General features: G+C 69.8%; 17 protein-coding genes and 1 riboswitch. Of the genes, 6 read left to right on the top strand and 11 right to left on the bottom strand.

What is annotated here, in order from left to right; all coding sequences use genetic code 11:
* Window positions 1–7: 7 nt before the first annotated feature.
* The 4 genes from H2Q94_RS07885 to H2Q94_RS07870 form a co-directional block, all read right to left on the bottom strand.
* A complete protein-coding gene (locus tag H2Q94_RS07885; protein WP_243793686.1) occupies window positions 8–2,575 on the bottom strand; it encodes an AAA family ATPase in 2,568 nt (855 codons plus the stop codon).
* Between the two features lie 436 nt (window positions 2,576–3,011).
* Window positions 3,012–3,113: a helix-turn-helix domain-containing protein gene (locus H2Q94_RS07880; RefSeq protein ID WP_243793685.1), complete on the bottom strand. Its 102-nt coding sequence runs from the start codon at window positions 3,111–3,113 to the stop codon at window positions 3,012–3,014.
* The gene (locus H2Q94_RS07875) at window positions 3,098–5,824 is read right to left on the bottom strand and encodes an ATP-binding protein (protein ID WP_243793684.1); all 2,727 of its coding nucleotides are present in this window, start codon (window positions 5,822–5,824) and stop codon (window positions 3,098–3,100) included. The genes H2Q94_RS07880 and H2Q94_RS07875 overlap by 16 nt, the downstream gene beginning before the upstream one ends.
* Before the next feature lie 77 nt (window positions 5,825–5,901).
* Window positions 5,902–6,663, bottom strand: coding sequence for a DeoR/GlpR family DNA-binding transcription regulator (locus H2Q94_RS07870; protein WP_243793683.1), 762 nt, complete (start codon window positions 6,661–6,663; stop codon window positions 5,902–5,904).
* A gap of 204 nt (window positions 6,664–6,867) precedes the next feature.
* On the opposite strand from H2Q94_RS07870, the gene H2Q94_RS07865 reads away from it, so the two are divergent.
* Complete coding sequence (locus tag H2Q94_RS07865; protein WP_243793682.1) at window positions 6,868–8,244, top strand: helix-turn-helix domain-containing protein; 1,377 nt, start codon at window positions 6,868–6,870, stop codon at window positions 8,242–8,244.
* Between the two features lie 314 nt (window positions 8,245–8,558).
* Here the strand turns inward: H2Q94_RS07865 and H2Q94_RS07860 are convergent, their stop codons facing one another.
* Window positions 8,559–10,256, bottom strand: a complete 1,698-nt coding sequence (locus tag H2Q94_RS07860) for a bifunctional metallophosphatase/5'-nucleotidase (RefSeq protein ID WP_243793680.1) — start codon at window positions 10,254–10,256, stop codon at window positions 8,559–8,561.
* A gap of 206 nt (window positions 10,257–10,462) precedes the next feature.
* A riboswitch (cobalamin riboswitch) is annotated at window positions 10,463–10,692 on the top strand.
* 122 nt (window positions 10,693–10,814) lie between these two features.
* On the opposite strand from H2Q94_RS07860, the gene H2Q94_RS07855 reads away from it, so the two are divergent.
* Both H2Q94_RS07855 and H2Q94_RS07850 read left to right on the top strand, forming a co-directional pair.
* Entirely contained in the window at window positions 10,815–13,637 is a 2,823-nt protein-coding gene (locus tag H2Q94_RS07855; protein WP_243793678.1) for a ribonucleoside-diphosphate reductase subunit alpha, read from the top strand.
* Window positions 13,638–13,668: 31 nt separating this feature from the next.
* On the top strand, window positions 13,669–14,742 hold the full coding sequence (locus H2Q94_RS07850; RefSeq protein ID WP_243793676.1) for a ribonucleotide-diphosphate reductase subunit beta: 1,074 nt from the start codon (window positions 13,669–13,671) through the stop codon (window positions 14,740–14,742).
* A gap of 124 nt (window positions 14,743–14,866) precedes the next feature.
* On the opposite strand, the gene H2Q94_RS07845 is transcribed toward H2Q94_RS07850, so the two are convergent.
* Both H2Q94_RS07845 and H2Q94_RS07840 read right to left on the bottom strand, forming a co-directional pair.
* Window positions 14,867–15,382 carry a hypothetical protein gene (locus H2Q94_RS07845; RefSeq protein ID WP_243793675.1) on the bottom strand — a complete coding sequence of 172 codons (516 nt, stop codon included), beginning with the start codon at window positions 15,380–15,382 and terminating at the stop codon, window positions 14,867–14,869.
* The gene (locus H2Q94_RS07840) at window positions 15,366–16,700 is read right to left on the bottom strand and encodes an NsdA family TPR-like regulatory protein (RefSeq protein WP_243793674.1); all 1,335 of its coding nucleotides are present in this window, start codon (window positions 16,698–16,700) and stop codon (window positions 15,366–15,368) included. The genes H2Q94_RS07845 and H2Q94_RS07840 overlap by 17 nt, the downstream gene beginning before the upstream one ends.
* 233 nt (window positions 16,701–16,933) lie before the next feature.
* Between H2Q94_RS07840 and H2Q94_RS07835 the strand changes: the two genes are divergently transcribed.
* From H2Q94_RS07835 to H2Q94_RS07825, 3 genes are all read left to right on the top strand, one after another.
* A complete protein-coding gene (locus H2Q94_RS07835; protein ID WP_243793673.1) occupies window positions 16,934–17,332 on the top strand; it encodes a hypothetical protein in 399 nt (132 codons plus the stop codon).
* 134 nt (window positions 17,333–17,466) lie between these two features.
* Window positions 17,467–17,961 (top strand): helix-turn-helix domain-containing protein, encoded by a 495-nt coding sequence (locus H2Q94_RS07830; protein WP_243788041.1) that lies wholly within the window; start codon window positions 17,467–17,469, stop codon window positions 17,959–17,961.
* 11 nt (window positions 17,962–17,972) lie between these two features.
* Entirely contained in the window at window positions 17,973–18,812 is an 840-nt protein-coding gene (locus H2Q94_RS07825) for an IS3 family transposase (RefSeq protein ID WP_243795566.1), read from the top strand.
* Between the two features lie 89 nt (window positions 18,813–18,901).
* Here H2Q94_RS07825 and H2Q94_RS07820 read toward each other — a convergent pair whose 3' ends face one another.
* Genes H2Q94_RS07820 through H2Q94_RS07805 form a run of 4 tightly spaced genes read right to left on the bottom strand, consistent with a single transcriptional unit; the run spans window position 18,902 to window position 23,586 of the window.
* Window positions 18,902–20,236, bottom strand: a complete 1,335-nt coding sequence (locus H2Q94_RS07820) for an LLM class flavin-dependent oxidoreductase (protein WP_243793672.1) — start codon at window positions 20,234–20,236, stop codon at window positions 18,902–18,904.
* Window positions 20,237–20,247: 11 nt separating this feature from the next.
* Window positions 20,248–21,450, bottom strand: coding sequence for an acyl-CoA dehydrogenase family protein (locus tag H2Q94_RS07815; protein WP_243793670.1), 1,203 nt, complete (start codon window positions 21,448–21,450; stop codon window positions 20,248–20,250).
* Between the two features lie 24 nt (window positions 21,451–21,474).
* The gene (locus tag H2Q94_RS07810) at window positions 21,475–22,356 is read right to left on the bottom strand and encodes a haloalkane dehalogenase (RefSeq protein ID WP_243793668.1); all 882 of its coding nucleotides are present in this window, start codon (window positions 22,354–22,356) and stop codon (window positions 21,475–21,477) included.
* A gap of 21 nt (window positions 22,357–22,377) precedes the next feature.
* Window positions 22,378–23,586, bottom strand: a complete 1,209-nt coding sequence (locus H2Q94_RS07805; protein ID WP_243793661.1) for an acyl-CoA dehydrogenase family protein — start codon at window positions 23,584–23,586, stop codon at window positions 22,378–22,380.
* Between the last annotated feature and the right edge of the window lie 50 nt (window positions 23,587–23,636).

Raw genomic sequence — 23,636 nt, 5'->3', positions numbered from 1 at the left:
GGAGACCTCACTCGCCCAGGTCGGCGGGCAACTGCGCCCGCCCGTCGATGCCGAGCTTGCGGTAGGACTTCGTCAGCCGCAGCTCCACGGTCCGCACCGTCACGCCCAGCTCCTCCGCGATGTCCTTGTTGGACAGTCCGCGCGCGGCGAGGCTCGCGGCGCGGCGTTCAGGAACCGACAGCGCCGCAGGCAGCGCGGCCCCCATCGCGGGAACACCGGCCGAACCCGGTCCCGACGAGTCCGACCCGGCCACGGCAAGCGCGGACAACGCGGCCCGGTGCACGGGTTCCAGCAGGCCCGGCAGGCCCCAGCGTTCGGCGAGTTCGAGCTCCTCGCCGACCAGCCGGGTCGCGGCGCGGGCCTCACCGAGCCTGCCCTGGGCGATCGCCGCGGGCATCCGCCAGGACAGCACCGCCGGGTTCAGCCACTCCTTGGCGCGCAGAATCCGGCCGCACTCCTGGAAATAACCCAGCGCGGTCGCCGCGTCGCCGGCGGCCAGTTTCAGCTCGCCGCGCGCGTGCAGCAGGTATCCGAACGCCATGCCGCGTTCCGCGCCCGGCGGCAGCTCGGTCGCGGCCACCTGTTCGGCCTCGGCGACCTGTTCCCGCCGCAGCAGCGCGGCGATCTTCGTGGCCAGGTAGTGCGGCAGCATCGCCGGATGCCAGCAGTGCAGCGGCAGTTCCCGTTCCGCCGCCGCCAGATCGGCCGCCGCGGCGGGAAAACGGCCGTCCTTGACGCTGAGCACCGCCCGCTGCACGAACGCGTGCGCCGCGGCCGCGCGCGCTCCGCGACGGCCCGCGTCGGAGATCACCGCGGTGAGTCCGGCGGCGGCCTCCTCCAAGTCGTCCCGGCAGGCCAGTGCCCGGCAGGCCGCGATCCGCGGCCCCAGCGGCGCGTCGGCGTCCCGGCTCGACAGCGCCTGTCGCGCGAACGTGCGCACCAGGTCCGGGCGGCGGCCGAGCCGGGCGTACCGCCAAGCCAGCACGCCGGCCTGCGCGGCGTCGGCCGGCTCGTCCGGCAGCGGCGGCAGCGGAGTGGCGAGCAGTTCCGGTTCCGGCCCGCACTCCTCGTCGGCCAACCGGCTCAACGCGTCCAGCGCCGGATTCCGGGTGCGGGCGCAGACGATCGCGAGTTCGCGTCGCGCGGTCTCCGCGTCGCCGCGACTGACCAGCAGGTCCGCCGCGCGCACCAGCAGCCCGGCGTCGCCGATGCCCGCGGCGTCGGTCAGCACCTGGCGCAACCGGCCGTCGCTGGCGACCGGCGCGTGCGCGACCTCGATCGCGGCGAGCTCCGCCAGCAGCCGCTGCCTGCACGCGGTCGGCACGGGCTCGCGCAGCGCGCGCCGCAGCAGCTCGGTGGCCCGTTCGAAGCGGCCTTCCCTGCGGTGCTGCTCACTGGCCTCGACGAGCGTTTCCACCACCCACCGCTTGCGCATTTGCGGGGCGCTGAGCAGGAGTTCGGCCAGTGCGGCCGGTTCGATGGCGGCGCGGTGCCCGATTTCGGCGGCCCGCGCGTGCAGCTGCTCACGTGCGGCCGGTTCCATCTCGGCGAGCACCCCGGCGGCCACCGAAGGAGTGGACACGCGCGGGCCGTCCTCCGATTCGCACAGCAGGCCGAGGTGCCACAGCGCGGTGCGGGTCTCCTCGGCCGCGCGCCCGTGCAGGCCGGCGAGCGCACAGGCGAGTTCGAAGTCGAATTCGCCGCCGCAGAAGGTGATCGCGCGCAGCAGCTCCACGTGCGCCGCGGGCAATCCGCGCTGGGTCCGCCCGACGAGGTCGGCGACGGCGTCGGCGACGTGCACTCGCAGCCTCGGCACGTGCCGGGCCTCGAAACCCAGCCCTGCCCGCTCGAACTCGGCGAGCACCGCGCGCAGCACCGCGGGGTTGCCCGCGCTGGCCGCCGTCGCGGCGGTGCTGAACTCCTCGTCGACGGGTCCGTACCGGGACAGCAGATCCGATACGTCCGAAGTGGACAGTTCTGAGAGCCGGACCCGGCGCGGAGTCACCGGCACGGACTCGTCCCACCGCGAGCCGCCCGGCGTTTCGGGCGCGGTGTCCCGCACGGTGCGGACCATCAGGATCGGCGCCTGGTCCAGGTGCCTGCTCAGCGCGTGGCACCAGGCCAGCGACCACGGGTCGATCCACTGGTGGTCGTCGACCGCGAACAGCAGCGGCCGGTCCCGGGCCAGGCCGAGGAAGTGCTTGCGGAGAAAGGGAATCGGCGCGTTGGTGGCGGCACCCTCGGCCCACACCGAGCTGATCCGGGTGAGCTGTTCGGGCGGGCAGAGCAGCGCGATCAGCTGGGCGACCGTGCTGTAGGGCAAATCGGTCTCCAGCGGTGAGCTCTGCGCGGCCGCGGTGTTGAGACCGGCCGCGCGGGCCTCCGCGAGCATCGCCTCCAGCAGTGCGCTGCGGCCGGTTCCGGGGCCGCCGCTGATGGTGAGCACACCGGATCGGCCGCGGCCCAGGTCGTCAACGAGTTCGCGCAGCACGCCGAGCTCGGCGTCCCGCCCCGCCAAGTGGCGTCCGCCGGGAAACGCGGACCGGGAATCAAGGGCGTCGTGGACGGCGACCATCAGCACGCTCCGACCGGCTCGATGGTGCCCTCGAACCGCCGATCCGCCCCGATTCGGACAACGACCGGACGAACATGAAAGGTATTCGGAAACAACCCCAAGTGAAGCCCGCGAAGAGCCCCATCACTTTGCGTGACCACGCCACGCGAACTGCCATGACCAGGGATTCGTGAACCGATACAACGCTCACCAGGATTCACGACGATCGGAGGGAGATCGACCATACCAACCTCCCGCAGCTCGAAAAGATGAAGCCAGGGCCGAATCGGCACTCAGCGTATCACCCGTTGGAGTGACTACTGAAGTTTTCTCGGGTGTAAAGCAAAGTGATTCCCACATGAGAGGACATCGGGGACGATCTTGCCGCCCGCGATCGATTCAGGGAAAGGCACAAGCCCGGCCTCGTCTCCCGAAGAACCCGCCGGCAGCCGATTGATCAAGAAACCCCGAATGCCGGATCGGCTTCCAGCGCTCCCGCCAGCTCCGCTCTCCCACGCACGCCGAGCTTGCGATAAGCACTGGTCAAGTGCAGCTCCACGGTCCGGACCGTGAGGAACAACGACTCCGCGATCTCCCGGTTCGTCGCCCCTCCGCCGCGCGAGCCGCCACCCGGCGCTCACTGCCGCTGAGCGCGTGCGCCGGCGAATCCGTGCCCTGCCGCAACCGCCCGCCCGCCGCCAGCAACGCGGCCGAGGACGCCGAGACCTGAGCATGATCACGGCGCAATACCGACAAATCCAGCGCCGACCGCAAATGTTCCCGCGCGCCCTCCGGCTCCCCGGCCCGCAACAGCGCACGCCCCAGCAGGTGCTCCGCCTTCGCGTGCTCCAGCTTCCCCGGCGAATCGGCGAGCAACCGCACCGCCTCGGACAGCACCGGCACCGCAGCCCGGCCCGCCGTCACCGCCCCGCGCGCCGCCAGCGCCATGCCCTGAGCGCGGCGGGTTCCCCACTGCTGCGCCAAAGCCGCGCCGTGCTCTGCCGCCCGCATGCCCTCATCGAGCCTGCCGAGATCACCGAGCAGGCGCGCGGCGTCGAACCACCAGGGCGCGAACACCGGATTCACGATGCCCGCCTCCCGGAGACTCCGCGCGCACCGGAACAACTGCTCCAGCGCCCCCTCCGCATCACCCAGGCCCTCGCGGGCGTGCGCGCGGGCCATCAAGAACTGGTGGTATTCCACGGAAAAGTCCTCGAAGCGGCGGCGGGTGATCCCGTTCAGCAGCTCCTCCGCGCGGGCAGGCTCGCCCTGGCTGATCAACGATCCGGCCAGCGCGATCTGCGGCATCGTCATCGCCTCGGCCCAGGACTCCTGCACCAGCACGTCGTGGCAGGACTGCGCATCGGCCAGCGCCTCGGTGAGGTCGCCCGTCCAGTGGTGCACCATCGCGCGGGTGCTGGTGGCCAAGCAGTACGTCCACGCCTGGCCGGATCGCTGGGTGTGCTCTATCAGCGTTCCCAGCGCCTCCAGCGCGGACTCGTTGTCATCGGCCAGATACAGCGGCAGCGCCGCACCCAGGAACGCCCAGCCGCCGTGCTCCAGATCGTTGATCCGGAGCACCTGCCGCGCCTGCCCGGCCACCTCAGCCGCAGGCCGGTTGAGCAGGGTTCCCAGCACGGCCAGCATGCTCAGCAGCTGGCGTTCCTCCCCGGTGTCGCCCGCGGGCGGAGTCATGTCGCGGAACCGGGCGCCGACCCGCACCAGCGTCGACTTCTCATCGAGCCCGGAGATCAGCAGCACCGATTCGGCCAGCGTCCGCAGGGTCCGGTCCGCGTCGCTCAGGTCCGCACCGAGCACCGCGTCGAACTCGTCCACCGCCGCCGAGACGACCTCGAACGCGCGCACCGAATTCTGCGCCGACAAGGAGAAAAGAGCGTACTGCACCGCCACCGGAACCCGTGCGCGCGGATCGTCGATCAGCTCCAGCGCGCGCTCCAGCCGTCGCAGCCCGGTCGGCGGATCCGACACCCGCGCGGCCTGCGTCAGCACCGCGACGTCGGAGTCGTGCAGCATCAGCACCCGTTCCAGGCAGCGCGCCGCCATGCCGGGAGCACCGCGCTGCTCCGCCCGGGTCGCCGCGTCGCGCAACACCTCGGCCATCCACGGGAGTGGACCGTCCGGCAGCTGCAACAGCAGCACCGCGACCTCCTCCGCCGGGCGCCCGACGTCGTTGAGCAGCATCGCGGCCCGCTCCCGCAGCCGATCGAGCTCGGCGGGCGGGATGCGCTCCAGCACCGTCTGGCGGACGAAGTCGTGCACGAACCCGGCGCCGCCCGCGGGGGCGACCAGGTCGTGGTCGCGCAGTTCGCGCAGTGCCGTCGCGGCCATCCGCTGGTGGATGCCCGCCAGCGCCGCGATCAGCTCCGGCTGCTCGCCCGGCAGGATCGCGATCGCGCGGGCCACCGCGATGCCGCGTTCGGAGAGCCGGTCCAGCAGGGACCGCAGCACCACGGTGCGGCCCAGCTCGTCGAGCCGCTCCACATCGCCCAGCGCCCCCGCCGGATCCTCGCGCAATCGGCGCAGCACCCTGTTGAGCAGGAAAGGGTTGCCGCCGGTCACCTGCGCGCAGCGGGCGGCGAACCCGGACGTGGGCGGCTCCGGCAGCGAGCAGGCGAGCAGCTCGGCGACCGCTTCCGGATCCAGCGCGGGCAGTTCCAAGGTCTCGCACAACGGCATCCCGGCGATCTCACCGAGCGCCTCGGGCGCGGCGCCGTCGGAACGCTGCGTCAGCAGCACCAGCAGCGGCAGATCCTCCGCCCGGCGCAGCAGAAAGGCCAGGAAACGCAACGAATTCTCGTCGCACCACTGCACGTCGTCGACGGCCAGCACCAGCAGGCCTTCGGCGGCGAGGTCGGCGGCCAGCCAGTGCAGGCCGTGCAGCACCGCGTAGGTGCCGTTGGCGGTGTCCCCGGTGGCCTGTTCCGGGGCCAGTGCGGGCAACGCGAGCCGGGAACTGCCCGCGAACTCGGCCCCGTGCAACGGTTCGAACAGGGCGCGGACCGCGCTGTAAGGGCCGGATCCGGTTTCCGGGCAACGCGCGGTGAGCGTGCGGGCGGCGTGGCCGTCGAGCCGATCCAGCGCGCTGCGCAGCACGCCGGTCTTGCCGATGCCCGCGGGTCCGCGCAGCAGGACGGCCCGGCCCGCGCCGGTCGCCGCGATCCGCGCCGCCTCCGCGATGCGGTCGAGCTCGTCGTCACGGCCGACGAGCCGCCCCGGCAGGCCGACCCGCACCCGATGATCAGCCACCATGCGGGGCTCCTTCCGATCCGCCCCAGGACGAACGAACTTCCGTGCTCGCGCGGCACATGTCGTCGTCGCGCACCGGCTCAGACCATCTCGACGCGCGGGCCTGCGCGCCGGATCTCGTCGGCGACCTGCTCGTCCAGGCCGTCGTCGGTGACGAACGTGTCGACGTCGGCGAGCTCGCCGAACCGCGCGAAATGATCATTTCCGACCTTGGTGTGATCGGCCAGCACGATGGTGCGCCGGGCCGCCGAGATCGCCGCCCGCTTCACCATCGACTCCGCCGAATCCGGTGTGGTGAGCCCGCGTTCCAGGGACAGCCCGTTGGTGGCCATGAACGCGACGTCCACGTAGATGTCGCTGAGCGCGTGCAGCGCCCAGCCGTCCACCGCCGCCAGCGTGCGCCCGCGCAGCCTGCCGCCGATGAGCATCAACGTGAGGTTGCCGCGTCCGGAGAGCGTCAGCGCCGTCGTCGGCGAGTGCGTGACCACGGTCAGTTCCCGGTCCGTGGGCAGGATGTTCGCCATCCGGGCCACCGTGGTGCCCGCGTCGAGCAGGACGGCGCCCTCATCCGGTACGAGGTCCAGCGCCGCCTTCGCGATGCGGTTCTTCTCGGCGGTCATCACCGAGTCCCTGGCGGGCACGTTCGGCTCGAAACCCAGCCGCTCCACCGGAATCGCGCCGCCGTGCACCCTGCGCAGCACGCCACGGCGCTCCAGCACGGTGAGGTCGCGGCGCACGGTCTCGGTGGTCATGTCGAAGTGGGACGCGAGCGAGGCGACATCGACCCGGCCTTCCTTGCGCGCGAGCTCCAAGATCGCCCAATGCCGTTCCTCGGCGTACATGCCCGCTTCGCTCCCGCTGTGAGATCACCGGTCCGGCGGAGGTTACCGGCGCCGAGCAGGCGGGCACAATGCTCAAATGTGGTTTCTTGTTGCTTTGGTTGGCATCCGCGGGGCCGCCCATGGGTTGCGAGGCGGCGGAGATCCGATCCGGTGATCTTTTCACTCTCCGCATTCAGTTGATCACATTCAGTATATGGTGGCCGAGTGTCAACTGAGGACATCCCGCCGGAGGTCTGGCGGCGCGCGGAGGTCCGCGACGCCCTCGCGATGCGCGACATCGGCACCGTCTACCGGGCATTGCGCGCGCACGGCGTCTCGCAGAGCCGCATCGCCCAGCTCACCGGGCAAGCGCAGAGCGAGGTCAGCGATGTGCTCAACGGCCGCGCGGTGCGCAGCTACGCGCTGCTGTCCCGGATCGCGACCGGTCTCGGCATCCCGCGCGGCTGGATGGGCATGGCAGGCGAGGCACCGCCCGCGACCACCGAGCAGCCCGGCGCCGACGTCCCGCCGCGCGAGGAGGACGAGGCCGCCAAGCGCCGCAGGTTCCTGTCCTACGCCGGTTCCCTGGTGCTCGGCGCCCGCACGGAACTCGCCGACTCCGCCCACCTGCTGTCCGCCGAGATGCGCGAGTTCGACGTCCCGCGCACCGCGCCCGGCCGGGTCGGCGCGGCGGACCTGGCCGCGCTGGGCGAGCTGATCGGCTCGCTGCGCAGGATCGATCACCGCTACGGCGGCGTCGGGCAGTACGGCACGATCGCCGCCGCGAGCAGGCAGGCCGAGCTGATGCTGGACTCCTCGATGACCGAGGCCGTCCGCTCCCAACTGCTGGCGACCCTGTGCAAGTTGCACGCCACCGCGGGCTGGACCGCCGTGGAGAACGGGCTGCTCGCCAGCGGACACGAGCACTTCGGGCGGGCACTGGACTTCGGCCGCGACGGCGGCGATCCGCTGGCGATCGCCCGGACCCTGTACGCCGCCGGCCGCGCCGAGCTGCACTTCGGCGACGCGAACTCGGCGTTGAAGTTGTTCCAGCTCGGGTCGATCCGGGCCGAATCGTCGCCGCTGGTGAGTTCGGTGCTGCAGCTCAATTCCGCGTGGGCCGCCGCGCAGGGCGAGCGCGGCGACTCGGTGCGCCGCCTGCTCGACAACGGCCGCGGCCTGCACGGCGCGGCGCGGATCGACTCCGACTACCCGCTGTTCCGCTGGTTCGGGGACGCGGATCTGCTGGGCATGACCGGTTCGATACAGCTCGCGATGGGCGAGTACGAATCCGCCGCACTGCACCTGTCCCGCGCCGTCGCAGCGCGCGCACCGGGTGAGGTGCGTTCCGCGGTGTTCGAGCTCGCGAGCCTGGCGGAGGCGAAGTTCGCGCTCGGCGACCACGGCGCCGCGGTCCGCCACGGCCGCCGCGCGGTGCTGCTCGCGGGCGGCGTGCGCAGCGCCCGCCTGCGCGGCAGGCTCGCCGGCCTCCGAGAACGCTGCGCGACCCTCGCCGACTCCCGCCACCCCTGGAGCGACTGCGCCGAGGAACTCGCCCTGGGCATAGATGGGGTGATAGCTCCCCGCGCAGTGCGCCGGTAGGGGCTTCCACGGCTCGTTTTGGTTTGGTGGTCGGGTGGCGGAACCTCAGTTGGTCTCTCGCTGCGGGATCTTTTTCCCAAGTGGCTCCGCCACGAGGGAAAAAGCTGTCCTCACGAGAGACCAACTGAGAACCCGCGGGTGGTCGGCTTTTCGACGTGGGCTATGCGCTGACGCGCATACAAGCACGGCCTTCGGCCGCAAGGCACGGCTTGCTTCGCTGCCGCAAGGCACGGCTGCGCCGCAAGGCACGACCTTCGGCCGCAAGGCACGGCTTCGCCGCAAAGCACGGCCTTCGGCCGACGGGTTGCCGCAGTTCAGCCGGTGACGGTGATGCGGTCCGGGGGCGGTGGGACGACTCCGGGGTGGGCGGCGAAGTAGGCGAGCAGGGCGTCCAGGTCGAGGGGGCCGCCGGTGACGTCGGTGCCTTCGGTGAAGCCGGTGAAGCCGTCGCCGCCGCCCGCGAGGAAGTTGTTCACCGCGACCCGGTACGGCGCGTCCGGGTTGACCGGTTCGCCGCCGAGCGTGAGGCCCGAGACCTTCGAGCCGATGGGCGCCGACTCCGAGTACTCGTAGTGCACCCCGGCCGACACCTGCAGGATCGTGGCGCCCTCCGGCGTCCACTGCTGCTCCAGCACGTTCTTGAGCTGCGCGCCGGTGAGGGTGAGGGTCTGCATGATGTTGCCGAACGGCTGCACCGCGAACGCCTCGCCGTAGGTCACCACGCCGTCGCCCTCCCCCGACGGGGAGGAGGCGTGCGGCAGGTCGGCGCGGACGCCGCCGGGGTTGGTGAGGGCGAGCTGCGCGCCGCCGCCCGCGGTCGCCTCCAGCTGGGCGTCCGCGATCACGCTGCCGAGAGTGGATTCCCCGGACGGCGCGGGAGCTTTCAGCAGGTCGCCGGTGGTCGTCCCGACGGAGCGGTTCGCGATCGGCGCGGCCTTCTCCCGCGACTCGTCCACCAGCGCGACGGTCTCCGGGTCGGGCGCGATGTCGCGGGTGACGATCTCGTTGCGCGCCGAGCTCCGCTCCCCGACCACATCGCGAGTGGCGCGGTCGATCTTCAGATCGAGCACCGACAGCAACCTGCCGTAGGACGCGCCTTGCACGAGGGGACGCGGCCGGCCCGCCGGGTCGGTCACGGTGCAGTTGTACTGCTGGTGGCTGTGCGCGGAGAACACCGCGTCGACGTTCGGCGAGGCCGCCGCGGCGATGCGGCTCGCCGGGCCGCCCGGTTCGACCTCGCAGGAATCCGGCCCGCCACCGGTGGCCTCGTCGCCCTGGTGCAGCAGCACGACCTGGGCTTTGATGCCGAAGCGGTCGAGCGCTTCGGCGGTGCGGTCGATGGCGGCGACCTCCTCGTCGAATCGCAGCCCCGCGACGGCGTCGGGACTCACCACGCTCGGCAGGTCCTGCAGGGTGGCGCCGATGACGCCGATCGGCACACCGCCGGAGAGCTGCACGGTGAACGGCAGCAGCGCCGGTGAACCGTCCTCGAAGGACACGTTCGCGCCGAGGAACGGGAACGCCGCCCCGTCGAAGGTCTCCCGGAACTCGCACCCGTCCTCCGGGTGGCAACCACCGGTCTGCAACCGCTGGAGTTCCTGGTAGCCCTCGTCGAACTCGTGGTTGCCGACGACGTGCGCCCGCACATCCTGGGAGTTGAGGAAGTCGATGGTCGGCTCGTCGTGGAACAACGCGGAGTTCACCGGCGAGGCGCCGACGCTGTCGCCCGCCGAGAGCACCAGCGAGTTCGGCGCCTGCGCGCGCAGCCGATCGAGGTGCGCGGCGAGGTAGGCCGCTCCCCCGGCTTCGACGGCGGTCCCGTCCGGCAGTTCGACCTCACCGGAGGAGCCGGTGGGCGGTTCGAGGTTGCCGTGCAGGTCGTTGAAGGTGATCAGCCGCACGTCGGTGGTGGCGGGCGGCGCCTGCCCGGCGGCGGCGCCGGGGACCGTCGCGACGGTGGCCAGGGCGGTGGCGACGACGGCGAGTCCGCGTCGCACGCGGGAGGCGCGCATGTTCGGATTTCCTTCCGGGACCGATGATCTCGCGCAGCAGTCTGCCGAACCGGAGCCGTCACCACCAGCGATTCCGGAGCACGCCCCTGCCGAATCTCGCGGCGCACAGGATGGCCCGTCCCCGAAAGGGTGATACGTGCGACGTCAACAAGACGCCCGCCACGCCGACGATGATGGGGTTCGGATCACCGACGAACCCTAGATGTAGTGTGGCGCTCGCTGATGGTTCACCGGGTCAGCCCGGTGTGACAACAGGGAACCCGGTGCGAATCCGGGACTGCCCCGCAGCGGTGAACGGGAACGACCGCCGTCACCACCTTCCACGGGTGGTGCAGCACTGGACGCTCGGCGTCCGGGAAGCGACGGCCAGTAGGTCCGGTGTCGAGCACACCGGGCGCCCGTGAGTCCGAAGACCTGCCATCGGTGCGCGCACGAGGGGTGCGCGCCGTCCGGGGCCTCGCGGGAGGGTCGCGGGACGAGCGGTGCCGTGCGCATCGCAAATCCTCGCGTGCTCCGAGCCGTCCCGGGCAGGTGTCCGAGCTTGCGAGGAGAGAGCCAGTGACCGAGTCCACGACCCGGCCGTCAGCAGCGACCGCGGTACCGGCGGGAGCCCGCGTGTTGCGTCGCGACGGCACCGTTTCCGGTTGGGACGCAACGAAGATCTCCGTGGCGCTGACGAAGGCGTTCTTGGCGGCCGAGGGGGATTCGGCCGCTTCGTCGTCCAGGTTGCACCAGGTCGTCGCGGAGTTGACCGAGCAGGCCGCCGAGGGAGTGCTGCGGCATGCCGGCCCGGAAGGCCTGGTGCACATCGAGCAGATCCAGGACATGGTGGAGCTCGCGTTGATGCGCGGCGGCCACCACGGCGTGGCCCGCGCCTACGTGCTGTACCGGGAGCAGCACGCGCAGGCCCGCGAGGCGGGGCAGCCCGAGCAGGCCGCGCCCCGGCTGGAGATGACGGGGCCGGACGGCACCCGCACTCCGCTGGACTGGGACCGCGTGTCGACCGTGGTCGAACAGGCCTGCTCCGAGCTGTCCGATGTGGACCCGGAGCAGGTGCTGCGGGAAGTCCGGCGCAACGTCTACGACGGCATCAGCTACGCCGAACTCGCCGAGTCGCTGACGATGGCAGCGCGCACCTTCGTCGAGAGCGAGCCGAACTATTCGCTGGTCACGGCGAGGCTGCTGCTGGACAAGCTGCGCAGGGAGGCGCTGAGCTTCGTCGCGGACGAGCCCGCCGAGGCCGACCAGGTGCAGATGCGGGACCGCTACGCCGGTTACTTCGCCGACTACGTGCACCGCGGCATCAAGCTGGAGCAGCTGGATCCGGTGCTGGCCGAGTTCGACCTGGCCCGGTTGGGGGCCGCGCTGGACGCAGACCGGGACATCGCGTTCGGCTTCCTCGGTTTGCAGACGCTCTACGACCGCTACCTGCTGCACGAGGAGGGTGTGCGGTTCGAGTTGCCGCAGGCGTTCCTGATGCGGGTCGCGATGGGCCTGTCGCTGCGCGAGGACGACCGCGAGGCGCGGGCGATCGAGTTCTACGACCTGCTGTCCTCGTTCGAGTTCATGTGCTCGACGCCGACGTTGTTCAACGCGGGCACCACCCGCCCGCAGCTGTCCTCGTGCTTCCTGACCACGGTGGACGATGATCTCCACGGGATCTTCCACGGCGTCAGCAACAACGCGCTGCTGTCGAAGTACGCGGGTGGTCTCGGCAACGACTGGACTCCGGTCCGGGGCACCGGCGCGCACATCAAGGGCACCAACGGCAGTTCGCAGGGCGTGGTGCCGTTCCTGAAGATCGCCAACGACACGGCGGTCGCCGTCAACCAGGGCGGCAAGCGCAAGGGCGCGGTGTGCGCGTACCTGGAGACCTGGCACGTGGACATCGAGGAGTTCCTCGACCTGCGCAAGAACACCGGCGACGACCGGCGGCGCACGCACGACATGAACACGGCGAACTGGGTGCCGGACGAGTTCCTGCGCCGGGTGGAGGCCGACGAGTCGTGGACGCTGTTCTCCCCGGACGAGGTTCCCGACCTGCACGACCTGTACGGCACCGAGTTCGCCGAGCGCTACCGGCAGTACGAGGCGGCCGCCGAGCGCGGTGAGCTGAAGGTGTTCCGCCAGGTCCGCGCGGTGGACCTGTGGCGGCGGATGCTGACGATGCTGTTCGAGACCGGTCACCCGTGGATCACCTTCAAGGACCCGTGCAACCTGCGTTCCCCGCAGCAGCACACCGGTGTGGTGCACTCCTCGAACCTGTGCACCGAAATCACGTTGAACACCAGCAAGGACGAGGTCGCGGTCTGCAACCTCGGCTCCATCAACCTCGCCCAGCACGTGACGGCCGATGGCCTGGACGTGGAGCGGTTGCGCCGCACGACCCGCACGGCGGTGCGGATGCTGGACAACGTGATCGACGTGAACTTCTACACGATCCCGGAGGCGCGGACTTCGAACATGCGCCACCGCCCGGTCGGTCTCGGCCTGATGGGCTTCTCGGACGCGTTGTTCGCGCAGCGCATCCCGATGTCCTCGCAGGCCGCGGTGGAGTTCGCGGACCTGAGCATGGAGCACATCAGCTTCCACGCCATCGCCGCGTCCTCGGACCTGGCGGCGGAGCGCGGCCGGTACGAGTCCTTCGAGGGTTCGCTGTGGAGCCGGGGTGTGCTGCCGATCGACTCGCTGCGACTGCTGGAGCAGGCCCGCGAGACCGGCGTCGAACTGGACCACTCGTCCACTTTGGACTGGGACGGGCTGCGGGAGCAGGTTCGCTCCAACGGGATGCGCAACTCGAACGTGCTGGCCATCGCGCCGACGGCGACGATCTCCAACATCTGCGGCGTCGGCCAGTCCATCGAACCGCTGTACCGGAACCTGTACGTGAAGTCGAACATGTCCGGTGACTTCACCGTGCTCAACGCCGACCTGGTGCGGGACTTGAAGGCCGCCGAGGTGTGGGACGAGGCGATGGTGCAGGACCTGAAGTACTTCGACGGCGACCTCGGCCCCATCGACCGGGTGCCCGCCGAGCTCAAGGCGCTGTACGCGACGGCGTTCGAGATCGAGCCGCAGTGGCTGGTGGAGGCGGCGTCGCGGCGCCAGAAGTGGATCGACCAGGCGCAGTCGCTGAACCTGTACATGGCCGCGCCCAGCGGCCGCAAGCTCGACGAGCTGTACCGGCTGGCGTGGCGCAAGGGCCTCAAGACGACGTACTACCTGCGGTCCAGCAGCGCGACGCACGTGGAGAAGTCCACGTTGCGCGGGACCGACGGCAAGCTCAACGCCGTCTCCCCCGCCGCACCGGCTTCCCCCGCACCGTCGGCACAGCCGCAGGCCTGCGCGATCGACGACCCCGACTGCGAAGCCTGCCAGTGACCGGCCCGACCACCACGACATTGGAGATCCGATGACCTCCCTGCACACCTCCGACGCCACCGGCCTCGGCGAGATCGACCGCGGCGCGGGCCGGATCAACGTCGCCGACAAGGCGATGATCAACGCGCAGGCCGACGTGAACCAGCTGCTGCCGCTGAAGTACGGCTGGGCCTGGGAGAAGTACCTCGCGGGCTGCAACAACCACTGGATGCCCACCGAGGTGTCCATGCACGCCGACATCGCGCTGTGGCGTTCCCGCGACGGGCTCACCGAAGACGAGCGGCTGATGCTCAAGCGCAACCTGGGTTTCTTCGCGACGGCGGAGTCCTTGGTGGCCAACAACATCGTGCTCGCGGTCTACCGGCACATCACGAACCCGGAGTGCCGCCAGTACCTGCTGCGCCAGGCCTTCGAGGAGGCCGTGCACACGCACACCTTCCAGTACATCTGCGAGAGCCTCGGCCTCGACGAGGGGGAGCTGTTCAACGCCTACCGGGAGATCCCGTCGATCTCGGAGAAGGATGAGTGGGCGCTGCGCCACACCCAGAACCTGGAGGACCCCGAGTTCGCCACCGGCGGCCCGGAACGCGACCAGGCGTTCCTGCGGGACCTCATCGCCTTCTACGTGATCTTCGAAGGCATGTGGTTCTACACCGGTTTCGCGCAGATCCTGTCGCTGGGCAGGCGGAACAAGATGGTCGGCATCGCCGAGCAGTACCAGTACATCCTGCGCGACGAGTCGATCCACTTGAACTTCGGCATCGACTGCATCAACCAGATCAAGCTGGAGAACCCGCACCTGTGGGGCGAGGAGTTCCAAGCCGAGGTGCGCGGAATGCTCGCCGACGCGTGCCGCCTGGAGGTCGCCTACGGCCGCGACACCATGCCGCGCGGCATCCTCGGCATCAACGCCGAACTGTGCGAGCAGTACATGCACTTCATCACCAACCGCCGCTGCGCCCAGCTGGGCCTGACCCCGGTGTTCGCGGAAGCGGAGAACCCGTTCCCGTGGATGTCCGAGGCCATGGACCTGAAGAAGGAGAAGAACTTCTTCGAAACCCGCGTGACGGAGTACCAGTCGGGCTCGTCGCTCACCTGGGACTGAGCGAACGACCACGGCACGGGCCGCCCACCGGATCTCTCTCCCCGGTGGGCGGCCCGCCGCTTTTCGAATCGCGGGAGCGCGGTCCGCAGTGCTGCCCCGTCGAACATCGCGGTGATGCTGCGCGTCAGTCGCGTTCGGCGCCTTCCGGCCAGACGACGGTGACCGGGAGTCCGCGTTCCCGGGCCGCTCGCACGACGTCGCCGGTGCCGCCGAGTCCGCCGGCCGGTTGCCCGTCCCACACGGCGTAGAGCGCGTCGGCGGAATCGAGGATGTGCTCGCCGGCTGCCATGTAGGCGTCGGGGTTCGACTCGGTGAACGGCATGGTGTGCACGGTGGTCGCGTCGGCGACGAGCTCGTCGAACGTGGCGGCGTTGTCCGGCTTCACCTTGCGTTCGCGGTAGTCGGCCGCGGGCAGCACGACCTCCAGCGCCCCGCCGCCGTTGAGCACGACGCGGGCGAAGAGCTGATCGGCGCCTCGCGCGAGGCAGCTCAAGCCGACCACATCCGGGTGCCGGGCGAGCTCGGTTTCCAGCGCCTCGCTCACCAGGCGACTCGTCGCCGTGGTCAGGTTCGTGTGCCCGGTGATTCCGATGCGCACCTGTTCCCCTTCCATTCCGTCGTGCTCAAGTGGTGATGACATCGCGAACGGCGTCGCGCGTGGCACGCACCCGAGGTGCGTCGCCGAACCGTTGCGATTCCTTGTGAAAGTCCCGCAGCTTCTCCCCGACACGGCCGGAGACCCAGTCGGCCGCGATGGGAAGCGCGGTCTCGATCAGGTCGCACGCGTAGTCCGGTTCTGCGGTGATGAGGTGCGTGCGAGCGAGGCCGATCAAGTCGAATGCCCGATTTCGCACACTGCCTGGTTCTCGGAGCGCGAGCGCGCGTCCGATGTACTCCTGTGCGTGACGTGCCTGCTTCGCTTGCTCACTGGCAACGGCGAGGTCTCGCCAACGTGCGCCGAGCACACCGAAGAGTTCAGCTTGGTCGAGTCCGCCCACCGGCCCGCCCGTGCCGCTCGGCTCCTCGGCGAAGTGGTCCTCAGCGAGCCCGGCCGCCCGGCGAAACGGTTGGACCGCACCGGTTTGCGCATACGACCACGCCTCTCGCGTCGCCAAGAGAGAACGAAGTCTCGGCCCAGCAGACCTGCGGGTGCCGTACTGCGCGAGCTGCACGAGTTCAAGGCCATCGCCGGGTTGCCGGATGTCGAAACACTGGCGGGCGAACGACGCGAGCGTGAGTGCCGCGAAGGTGTCATCACCGGCTACCTTGGCGAACTTGACCGATAGCGAGTAGTACCGCTGGGCGGCGCGGTGAAGTCCGGCGTCCCAGGACATCGACGCGGCGATCTCGGCGAGGTTCGCCCCCACTAGGAATGCGGGGCGAGTGGTCGGAGCCTCCGACACTTCCTTGAGCCGGTCGCTGAGCTCGTTGAGCTGGGCGATCACCGCCTTGCGTGCGAGGCCGCCCGTCGGAGTCTTGTTCCAGTCGTGGAATTGGCGGGCGATCTGCTGCCAGCCGACGAGCTCAACGTCACTGATCGCCGACGCACCAGGAAAGCTGCTGTGCGCAGGTGCAAGCCAGCGTTGGAGTGGTTCCGTGACGGCCGCTCCGGTGGTGGCCGATGCGGCACCGAGCGCTTGACGCCGAGAAAGTGCCACATCCTCACCCGTCATCTCGTCGGCAGTGGCCAGGACATCCGCAGGATGCCATCCCGGTGGCACTTCACCAACGCCGGTGAAAACCGTCCGCACGACTGCCCGCTTACGCGGAGTGAAGCCGAGATCGGCATCGGTTTCGGCGCCGAGCACTGCGCGCAGCCCAGCGCGATAGGCAGCACCCGGCCAACGAACTTCACCACGCTCGTACCGGGCGATCTGGTGCCGGTCGAGGTCGTAATGCTTGTGCACGACCGAGAACAGGTACCGATTGACCTCGTCGGCAAGCTCGGACCGCGCCATGCACTCACCAGGAACCCGCCGTGACTCGGTCGCTTCACGAGCGTTTCGCAGCAACGAATTCGGTGCGGCCACGGCAGCCCCCTCTTCCGATCAGACACCGAGTGTAACCACGTCCTCTGCGGGTCAGATAGCAATCTGACCCGCGATGACCCGCGATCCGTATCGATAGGTGTCCGCTACGCGCCGACAGTGGACCCCTGTCATCCCAGAAGTACGAAGAGCAGGGAGTGAAGATGTCGACCGATGTGACCGCACGGCACCGCGAATCGCCGCATCCGTTGGACGCGTTCGTGAACGATCCGACCGGAAGGCCGCCGCTCGGGGACGAGCGGCTGTTCTCGGAGATCATGGCGGGGATCGTGGCCGATACGGCGCCGAGGGTGTTCGCCGTGGTGCAGGAGTACGGGGATCGCGTCGACGGGCGCGTCGCCGCGTGGGGCCTCGCGCTCGACGATCGGGCGGTGGTCGTCCCCGTCGACCGCCGCGGATTCACGACCGCGCCCACCGCTGGGCACGTCCTCCGGCAGTACCGGTTCGGCACGCACATCCGGCCCCGGATCGTTTGGTACGACCCGGCGAACGCCACGCCCGAAGTCGACGATGAGTCGGGCTCACCTCTCACCGGGGACTGAGCAGTACTCCCGGAACCACGCCCGAACGGAGCTCCGGCCGCTCTGGGGTGAGTGCCTCCTTCGGCCAGTGGGACTGTGAACTGGTCCCCGGTGGTTGGACTGGAAAGTCAGTTCCAGCTACCGGGGAGTGGTTCGTGTATCCGCATAGTTCGTTGTCGCGGGAGCAGCGTGAGGCCGCTGTGGTGTTGTTCGGGGCTGGTCATGGGGCGGTGTCGGCTGCGGCCCGGTTGGGGGTGTCGGCTTCGGCGGTGAGAACGTTGCGGGATCGATGGTTGTTGCGCGGCCCGGGAGCGTTGATCATGAAACCGACCAAACGGTCCTACTCGTTCGAGTTCAAACTCGACGTGGTGCTGCGGTTCGTGGCCGGGCAGGCCACGGCGGCCGAGCTGGCCGCCGAGCATGACCTGTCGTCACCGAAGCAGGTGAAAAATTGGGCGCGCCAATATCGGCGTGACGGCGAGGATGCGTTGCGCCCCAAGCGGGAAGGCCGCCCACCCCGCGAACCACAACCACCACCGGACGGCGAGACGGCCGAACTGGAACGGTTGCGGACGGAGAATCTGCGGTTGTCCGCGGAGAACGCCTACCTAAAAAAACTGCGGGCCTTGAAGGAACAGGGGCGAGGGTAAAAACCCAGGTCATCGTCACCCTCAAGGCGCACTATCCGCTTGCGGTACTGCTGGAGGTCGCGGGCCTGGCCCGGTCGACGTTCTTCTATCACCAGGCCCGGCTCGACCGGCCGGACCCGCACGCCCGGCTGAAACAGGCCGTGACCGACGTGTTCCAGCAGGCCCACGGCCGTTACGGGCACCGCCGCGTCCACGCCATGCTGCACCGCCACGGCCTGAGACCGGCGAAAAAGACCGTCCTGCACATCATGCGCACCCTCGGCCTGGCCTGCACAGTCCGCCGCCGACGCCGCTACTCATCCTGGAAGGGCGAGGCCGGCACCACCGCCGGCAACGTCCTGGACCGCGACTTCACCGCCCCGGCACCGAACACCAAATGGGTCACCGACATCACCGAATTCCGTGTCGGCACAAGCAAAATCTATCTCTCACCGATCATCGACCTGTTCGACCGCTCCGTCGTGTCCTACTCCTGGAGCACCCGACCCGACACCCACCTGACCAACTCATCACTGACCAAAGCCATCGCCACCCTCAACACCGGCCACACCCCACTCGTGCACACCGACCAAGGCTTCCACTACCGACACACCTCCTGGCGCCAACTGCTACACGAGGCAAACCTGACACCCTCCATGTCCCGGAAAGCGACCTGCCTCGACAACGCCGTCGCCGAAAACTTCTTCAGCCACCTCAAAGAAGAACTCTTCCACCACCACAACTACAACACCCCCGACGAGTTCACCACCGCCCTCGAGAACTACCTCGACTGGTACAACACCACCCGCATCTCCACCACACTGAAGAACCTCACCCCCACCGAATACCGAGCCCAGGCCCTCACCACCTAGCCTTCACTCACCCAGTCCAACAAACAGGGACCACTTCACTGGCGAAGGAGGCACTCACCTGAGGCGGCTCGGTCGAGGCGGGATGCTCGTCAGGTCACGTGCTGGTTCTCCGGGCGGGGCAGGCCGAGGTGGTCGCGGAAAGTCCTGCCCTCGTAGCCCTCTCGGAACAGGCCGCGTTCGCGGAGGATGGGCACGACGGTTTCGGTGAACGTCTCCAGGCCGCCGGGCAGGTAGGGCGGCATCACGTTGAAGCCGTCGGCGGCGCCGGAGGTGAACCACTCCTGCATCGCGTCGGCGACCTGCTCGGGCGTGCCGGTGACGACGCGGTGGCCGCGCGCCCCGGCGAGCCGGTGCAGCAGTTGCCGCAGGGTGGGGCGCTCCCGTTCGACGATGCCCGCGACGAGCTGGCGGCGGCTCCAGTTGTTGTCGTTGACGTCCCCGGCGCCCTGGAACAGGTCCGAGGACACGGGCTTGTCCAGATCCGCCAGATCCGCCTTCGCCCCGGCGAAATCCTCCAGCTGGATCAGGCCGTACTCGACGACGGTGAGCTCGTTGAACTCCTGCTCCAGCCGCTTCGCCTCTTCCTCGGTGCCGCCGATGAACGGGCTGATGCCGGGCAGGATCTTCACGTGCTCCGGGTTGCGGCCCGCGTCGGCGGTGCGCTTCTTCACGTCCTGGTAGTACACCTGGGCGTCCTCCAGCCGCTGCTGCGCGGCGAAGATCGCCTCCGCGTAGCGGGCCGCGAACGCGCGCCCTGGGTTGGAGGCGCCCGCCTGCACCAGCACCGGGTAGCCCTGCGGCGGACGTGGACTGGTCAGCGGTCCTTCGACGCGGATGTGCTCGTCGTGCACTCGCGGCGGGTGGATCTTCGCCGGGTCCGCGTAGCGGCCCGCCGCCCGGTCGAGCCGGATCGCGTCGTCCTCCCAGCTGTCCCACAACTTCAGCACCGCGTCCACGTGCGAATCGGCCCGCTCGTAGCGCAGCGCGGGCTCGGGGCTGTCGTCGAGGCCGTGGTTGCGGGCCGCCGCCGGCGGGGCGGTGGTGACGATGTTCCAGGCCGCCCGCCCCGCGGACAGGTGGTCCAGGGTGGCCAGCGACCGCGCCAGGCTCCACGGGTAGGTGTAGCTGGTGGAGGCGGTCGCGATCAGCCCGATGCGTTCGGTGGCGGCGGCGATGGTCGCCAGCACCAGCAGCGGGTCGAGCCGACCGGCGGCGTTGAACTCGATGTTGTCGTCGAGCTTCGGGATGTCGGCGAGGAACACCGCGTCGAACGCCGCCGCCTCCGCCGTGCGGGCCAACGACTGGTAGAACGCCGCGTCGAACATCCGCTCCGGCGTCGAATGCGGGTAACGCCACGAAGCCTCGTGGTGGCCGGAGGACAGGATGAACGCGTTGAGGTGCAGTCGGCGCTGGTCCGAAGGCATGGTGCTCGCTCTCAGAAGTAGGTGTTGTCCGGCAGGGCCGTGCCGTTGACCAGCAACTCGCCGATGGCCCGGTTCTTGAAGCGGACCGGGTTGTGCGAGGCGACCGTCCGGATGTTGCGCCAATGCCGGTCGAGGTTCGCGGGCTGCCTCGTCGCCGACGCCCCGCCGACCTCGAACAGCAGGTCCGCGGCGCGCAACCCGAACGAGTCCACCGTCACCTGGGCCTGCGAGGCGCGCAGCGACGCCTCGTGCACGTCGGCGTCGACGTCCGGTCCGGTGCCGATCCGGTCGAGCACGTCGGCGGTCTCCAGCACCGTCGTCTCGGCCGCGAAGGCCAGCGCGGCGATCTCGCCGATGACCTCCTGCAACACCGGGTCCTCCCGCGGCAGGTCCGCCGAGCCGTGCGTGAAGCTGCGGCGGCGGCCGCCGATCAAGGCGATCGCGTCGTCGCGCACCGCGTGGACGTTGCCCGCGACGACGAGGTTCAGGTGATGCTGGTAGTACGGCCCGAGCCGCCAGCGCGGCACCGTCGAGAGGTCCGCCGGGGGCAACGTGATCTCGTCGCCCTCGACCCGCACGTTCGCCAGCCGCGTCGTGCCGGTGGCGGTGAGCCGCTGCCCGAACCCGTCCCAGTCGTCGAGCAGCTCCACGCCGTCCCGGTCCACCGGGATCAGCGCCGTCGCCGGAAGACCGTCCGCGGTGACACCGGTGACGAACGAGTAGTCGGCGTACAAGGTGCCGGTGGAGTAGTACTTCGTGCCGTTGAGCCGAAAACCCTCGCCGTCCGGGGTGAACGTCGTGTTCTTGACGAAGTCCCCTGCGTGCAGGGCACCGAGTTCGTTGTTGCCGTTGCCGAACAATCCGCCGCCGACGATCCGCTCGATCCAGCGACTGCGGCCGGGCGAGTCCGGCGCGGCGACGAGGTCCTCGACGGTGCCGAAGTGGGCGCGCAGCAAGTGCCCGATGTTGGAGTCGGCGTGCGAGAGCCGCACGATCACCTCGGAGAGCTCGCGGGTCGTCGCACCGCCACCGCCCTCCTCGGCGGGCACGCGCAGGGCGCCGAGCCCGGACTGCTTGATCCAGGAGATCTGCTCGTGCGGGGCGATTCCGTCGCGTTCGCGCTCGAACGCGCCGTCCCGGATGCGCTCGATGAGGGCGTCCAGTTCGGGACTTCCGTAGCGGACGGTGCCGGTCCGGGCCGAGTCCACGGTCATGGTCGTTCTCCGTTCCTGGCCGGTTCAGCTGCGGGCGAGCAGCGAGGTCACGGCCTCGGCGATGGCGGCGGGCTGTTCCTCCTGCACGAAGTGCACGCCCGCGCCCGCCGGGGTGATCTCCAAGTTGCGCACGGTTTTCTCGGCCCAGTCCCGGATCGCGGGGGTGAGCAGGAAACCGGGTTCGAAGGTCAGCAGCGCCTTCGGGGTTTCGCTGGTGCGCAACCATTCGACGAAACCGTCCAAGAAGTCCACAGTGGACTTCGGTTCGGCGTCGACCGGCAGGTTTCGCGGGAAGTACAGGACGGGCTTGCGCGATTCCGGCGTGGGGAACGGCCTGCGGTACTCGGCGAGCACGTCGGCGTCCAGCGGTTCCAGGAACGTCGCGGGGAACAGCTCGGTCAGGAACCGGTCGTCGTCGAGCACGAACTTCTCGCCGTCGCCCGGAGTTCGGACCAGGGAGCGGGTGGCGACGAACTGCTCCGGCAGGCTCTCCGACTCGATCGGCCGCAGCACCGGTTCGGCCAGCAGCACCGCGCGCACCCGATCCGGATGCCGGGCCGCCCAGTTCAAGCCGAAAGCGGCACCGAAGTCCTGCAGCACCAGCGTCACGTTCGTCAGCTCGAGGGCGTCGAACCAGGCGTCGAGGTAGCGCTGGTGGTCGTCGAGGTCGTAGTCGATGCCGGGCTTGCCGGAGTCGCCGAACCCGATCAGGTCGGCGGCCAGCAACCTGCCCTGCCCGTCGAGGCGGCGGAACACGTGCCGCCACAGGAACGAACTCGTCGGATTGCCGTGCAAGAACACGATCGGGTCGCCGCCGCCTGCTTCGACGTGGTGGATCGTGGAGTCGAGCACCGGGGTGTCGTGGCCGGTCGCGGACGGACCGAAGTCCTGGTGGGGGTGAGTCATGCCGAGTGTCCTCCGTGCGGATCAGAAGTAGGTGTTGTCCGGCAGCTCGGTGCCGTGCAGCAGGTGGTCGCCGACGACGCCGCGCTTGAGCGGCCCGGAGTTGTGCGAGGCGAGGGTGCGGGCGCTGCGCCAGTGCCGATCGAGGTCGGCCGTGCGCGACGTCGCCGAGGCCCCGCCGACGTCGAACAGCCTGGTGGCGGCGTTGAGGGTCAGTTCGTCGACGACCGTCTTCGCGTGCGCCGCGGCGAGCGAGGCGTCTTGTGCGGCACCCGTGTCGAAGCGGCCCGCCAGCAGGTCCCGCTCGGCCCGATCCAGCGCGTCGGCGGCGGCGAGCACCGTCGACCGGGCGGCGTGCGCGCTCGCGGACAGCTCACCGGCGACCTGGAGCAGCACGGGGTCTTCACGCGGGAGTTCCGCGTTGCCGTGGGTGAAGTTCCGGGTGCGGCCGCGCAGCAACGTCACGGCGTCATCGGAGACCGCCTGCGCGATGCCCGCGACGATCGCGGTCAGGTAGAGCTGCAGGAACGCGCCCGTGGTGAGCCGGGGCGCGGGCGGATCGTCCGGCGAGGACGCGAAGACCTCGTCGGCGGCGGCGCGCACCCCGTCGAAGCGGGTGGTGCCCGAACCCGTGGCGCGCTGCCCGAAACCGTCCCAATCGTCGGTGACCGTCACACCCACCCGAGACACCGGCACGACGGCGCTGATCGGTAGCGGATCCGGGGTGGCGCCCCAGACCCAGACGTGGTCGGCGTAGAGCGTCCCGGTGCTGTAGTACTTCACGCCATCGATCACGTGATCCGCACCGTCGGGGGTGAAAGTCGTTGCCAGGCCGACGAAATCCCCGGCCTGCACGGGACCGCGCTCGGTGACCGCGTTGCCGACGATCGACCCCGAGGTGAACAGTTCGAACCAGCGACGGCGCGCGTCCGCGTCCGGCAGGAACCGCACGACTTCGCCGAAGCCGAAGTGCGCCCGCAGGATCTGCGCGACGTCCGGGTCGGCGCGTCCCAACGAGATGAGCACGTCGAAGAATCCGCGCAGGTCATCACCGCGACCACCGAACTCCGACGGTACCCGCAGCGCACCCAGACCGGACTTCCGAACGAGGTCGATCTGCTCGAAGGGGCGGGTGCCGTCGCGTTCGCGCTGCACCGCGCCGGCCGCGATGCGGGCCAGCGCGTCATCGATCTCGGTGGTCGAGATGCGGTCGGGTGCGGTGGGGCTGCTCATGCGTCTCCTCGGATCGGGAGGGAGTTTCGGGCGCGTTCGGTCGCACCGGA

This window comes from Saccharopolyspora gloriosae (genome assembly GCF_022828475.1).
Lineage (GTDB): Bacteria > Actinomycetota > Actinomycetes > Mycobacteriales > Pseudonocardiaceae > Saccharopolyspora_C > Saccharopolyspora_C gloriosae_A.
Note: the sequence above shows the minus strand (reverse complement) of the source record. Positions and strands in the feature narration are given on the sequence as shown.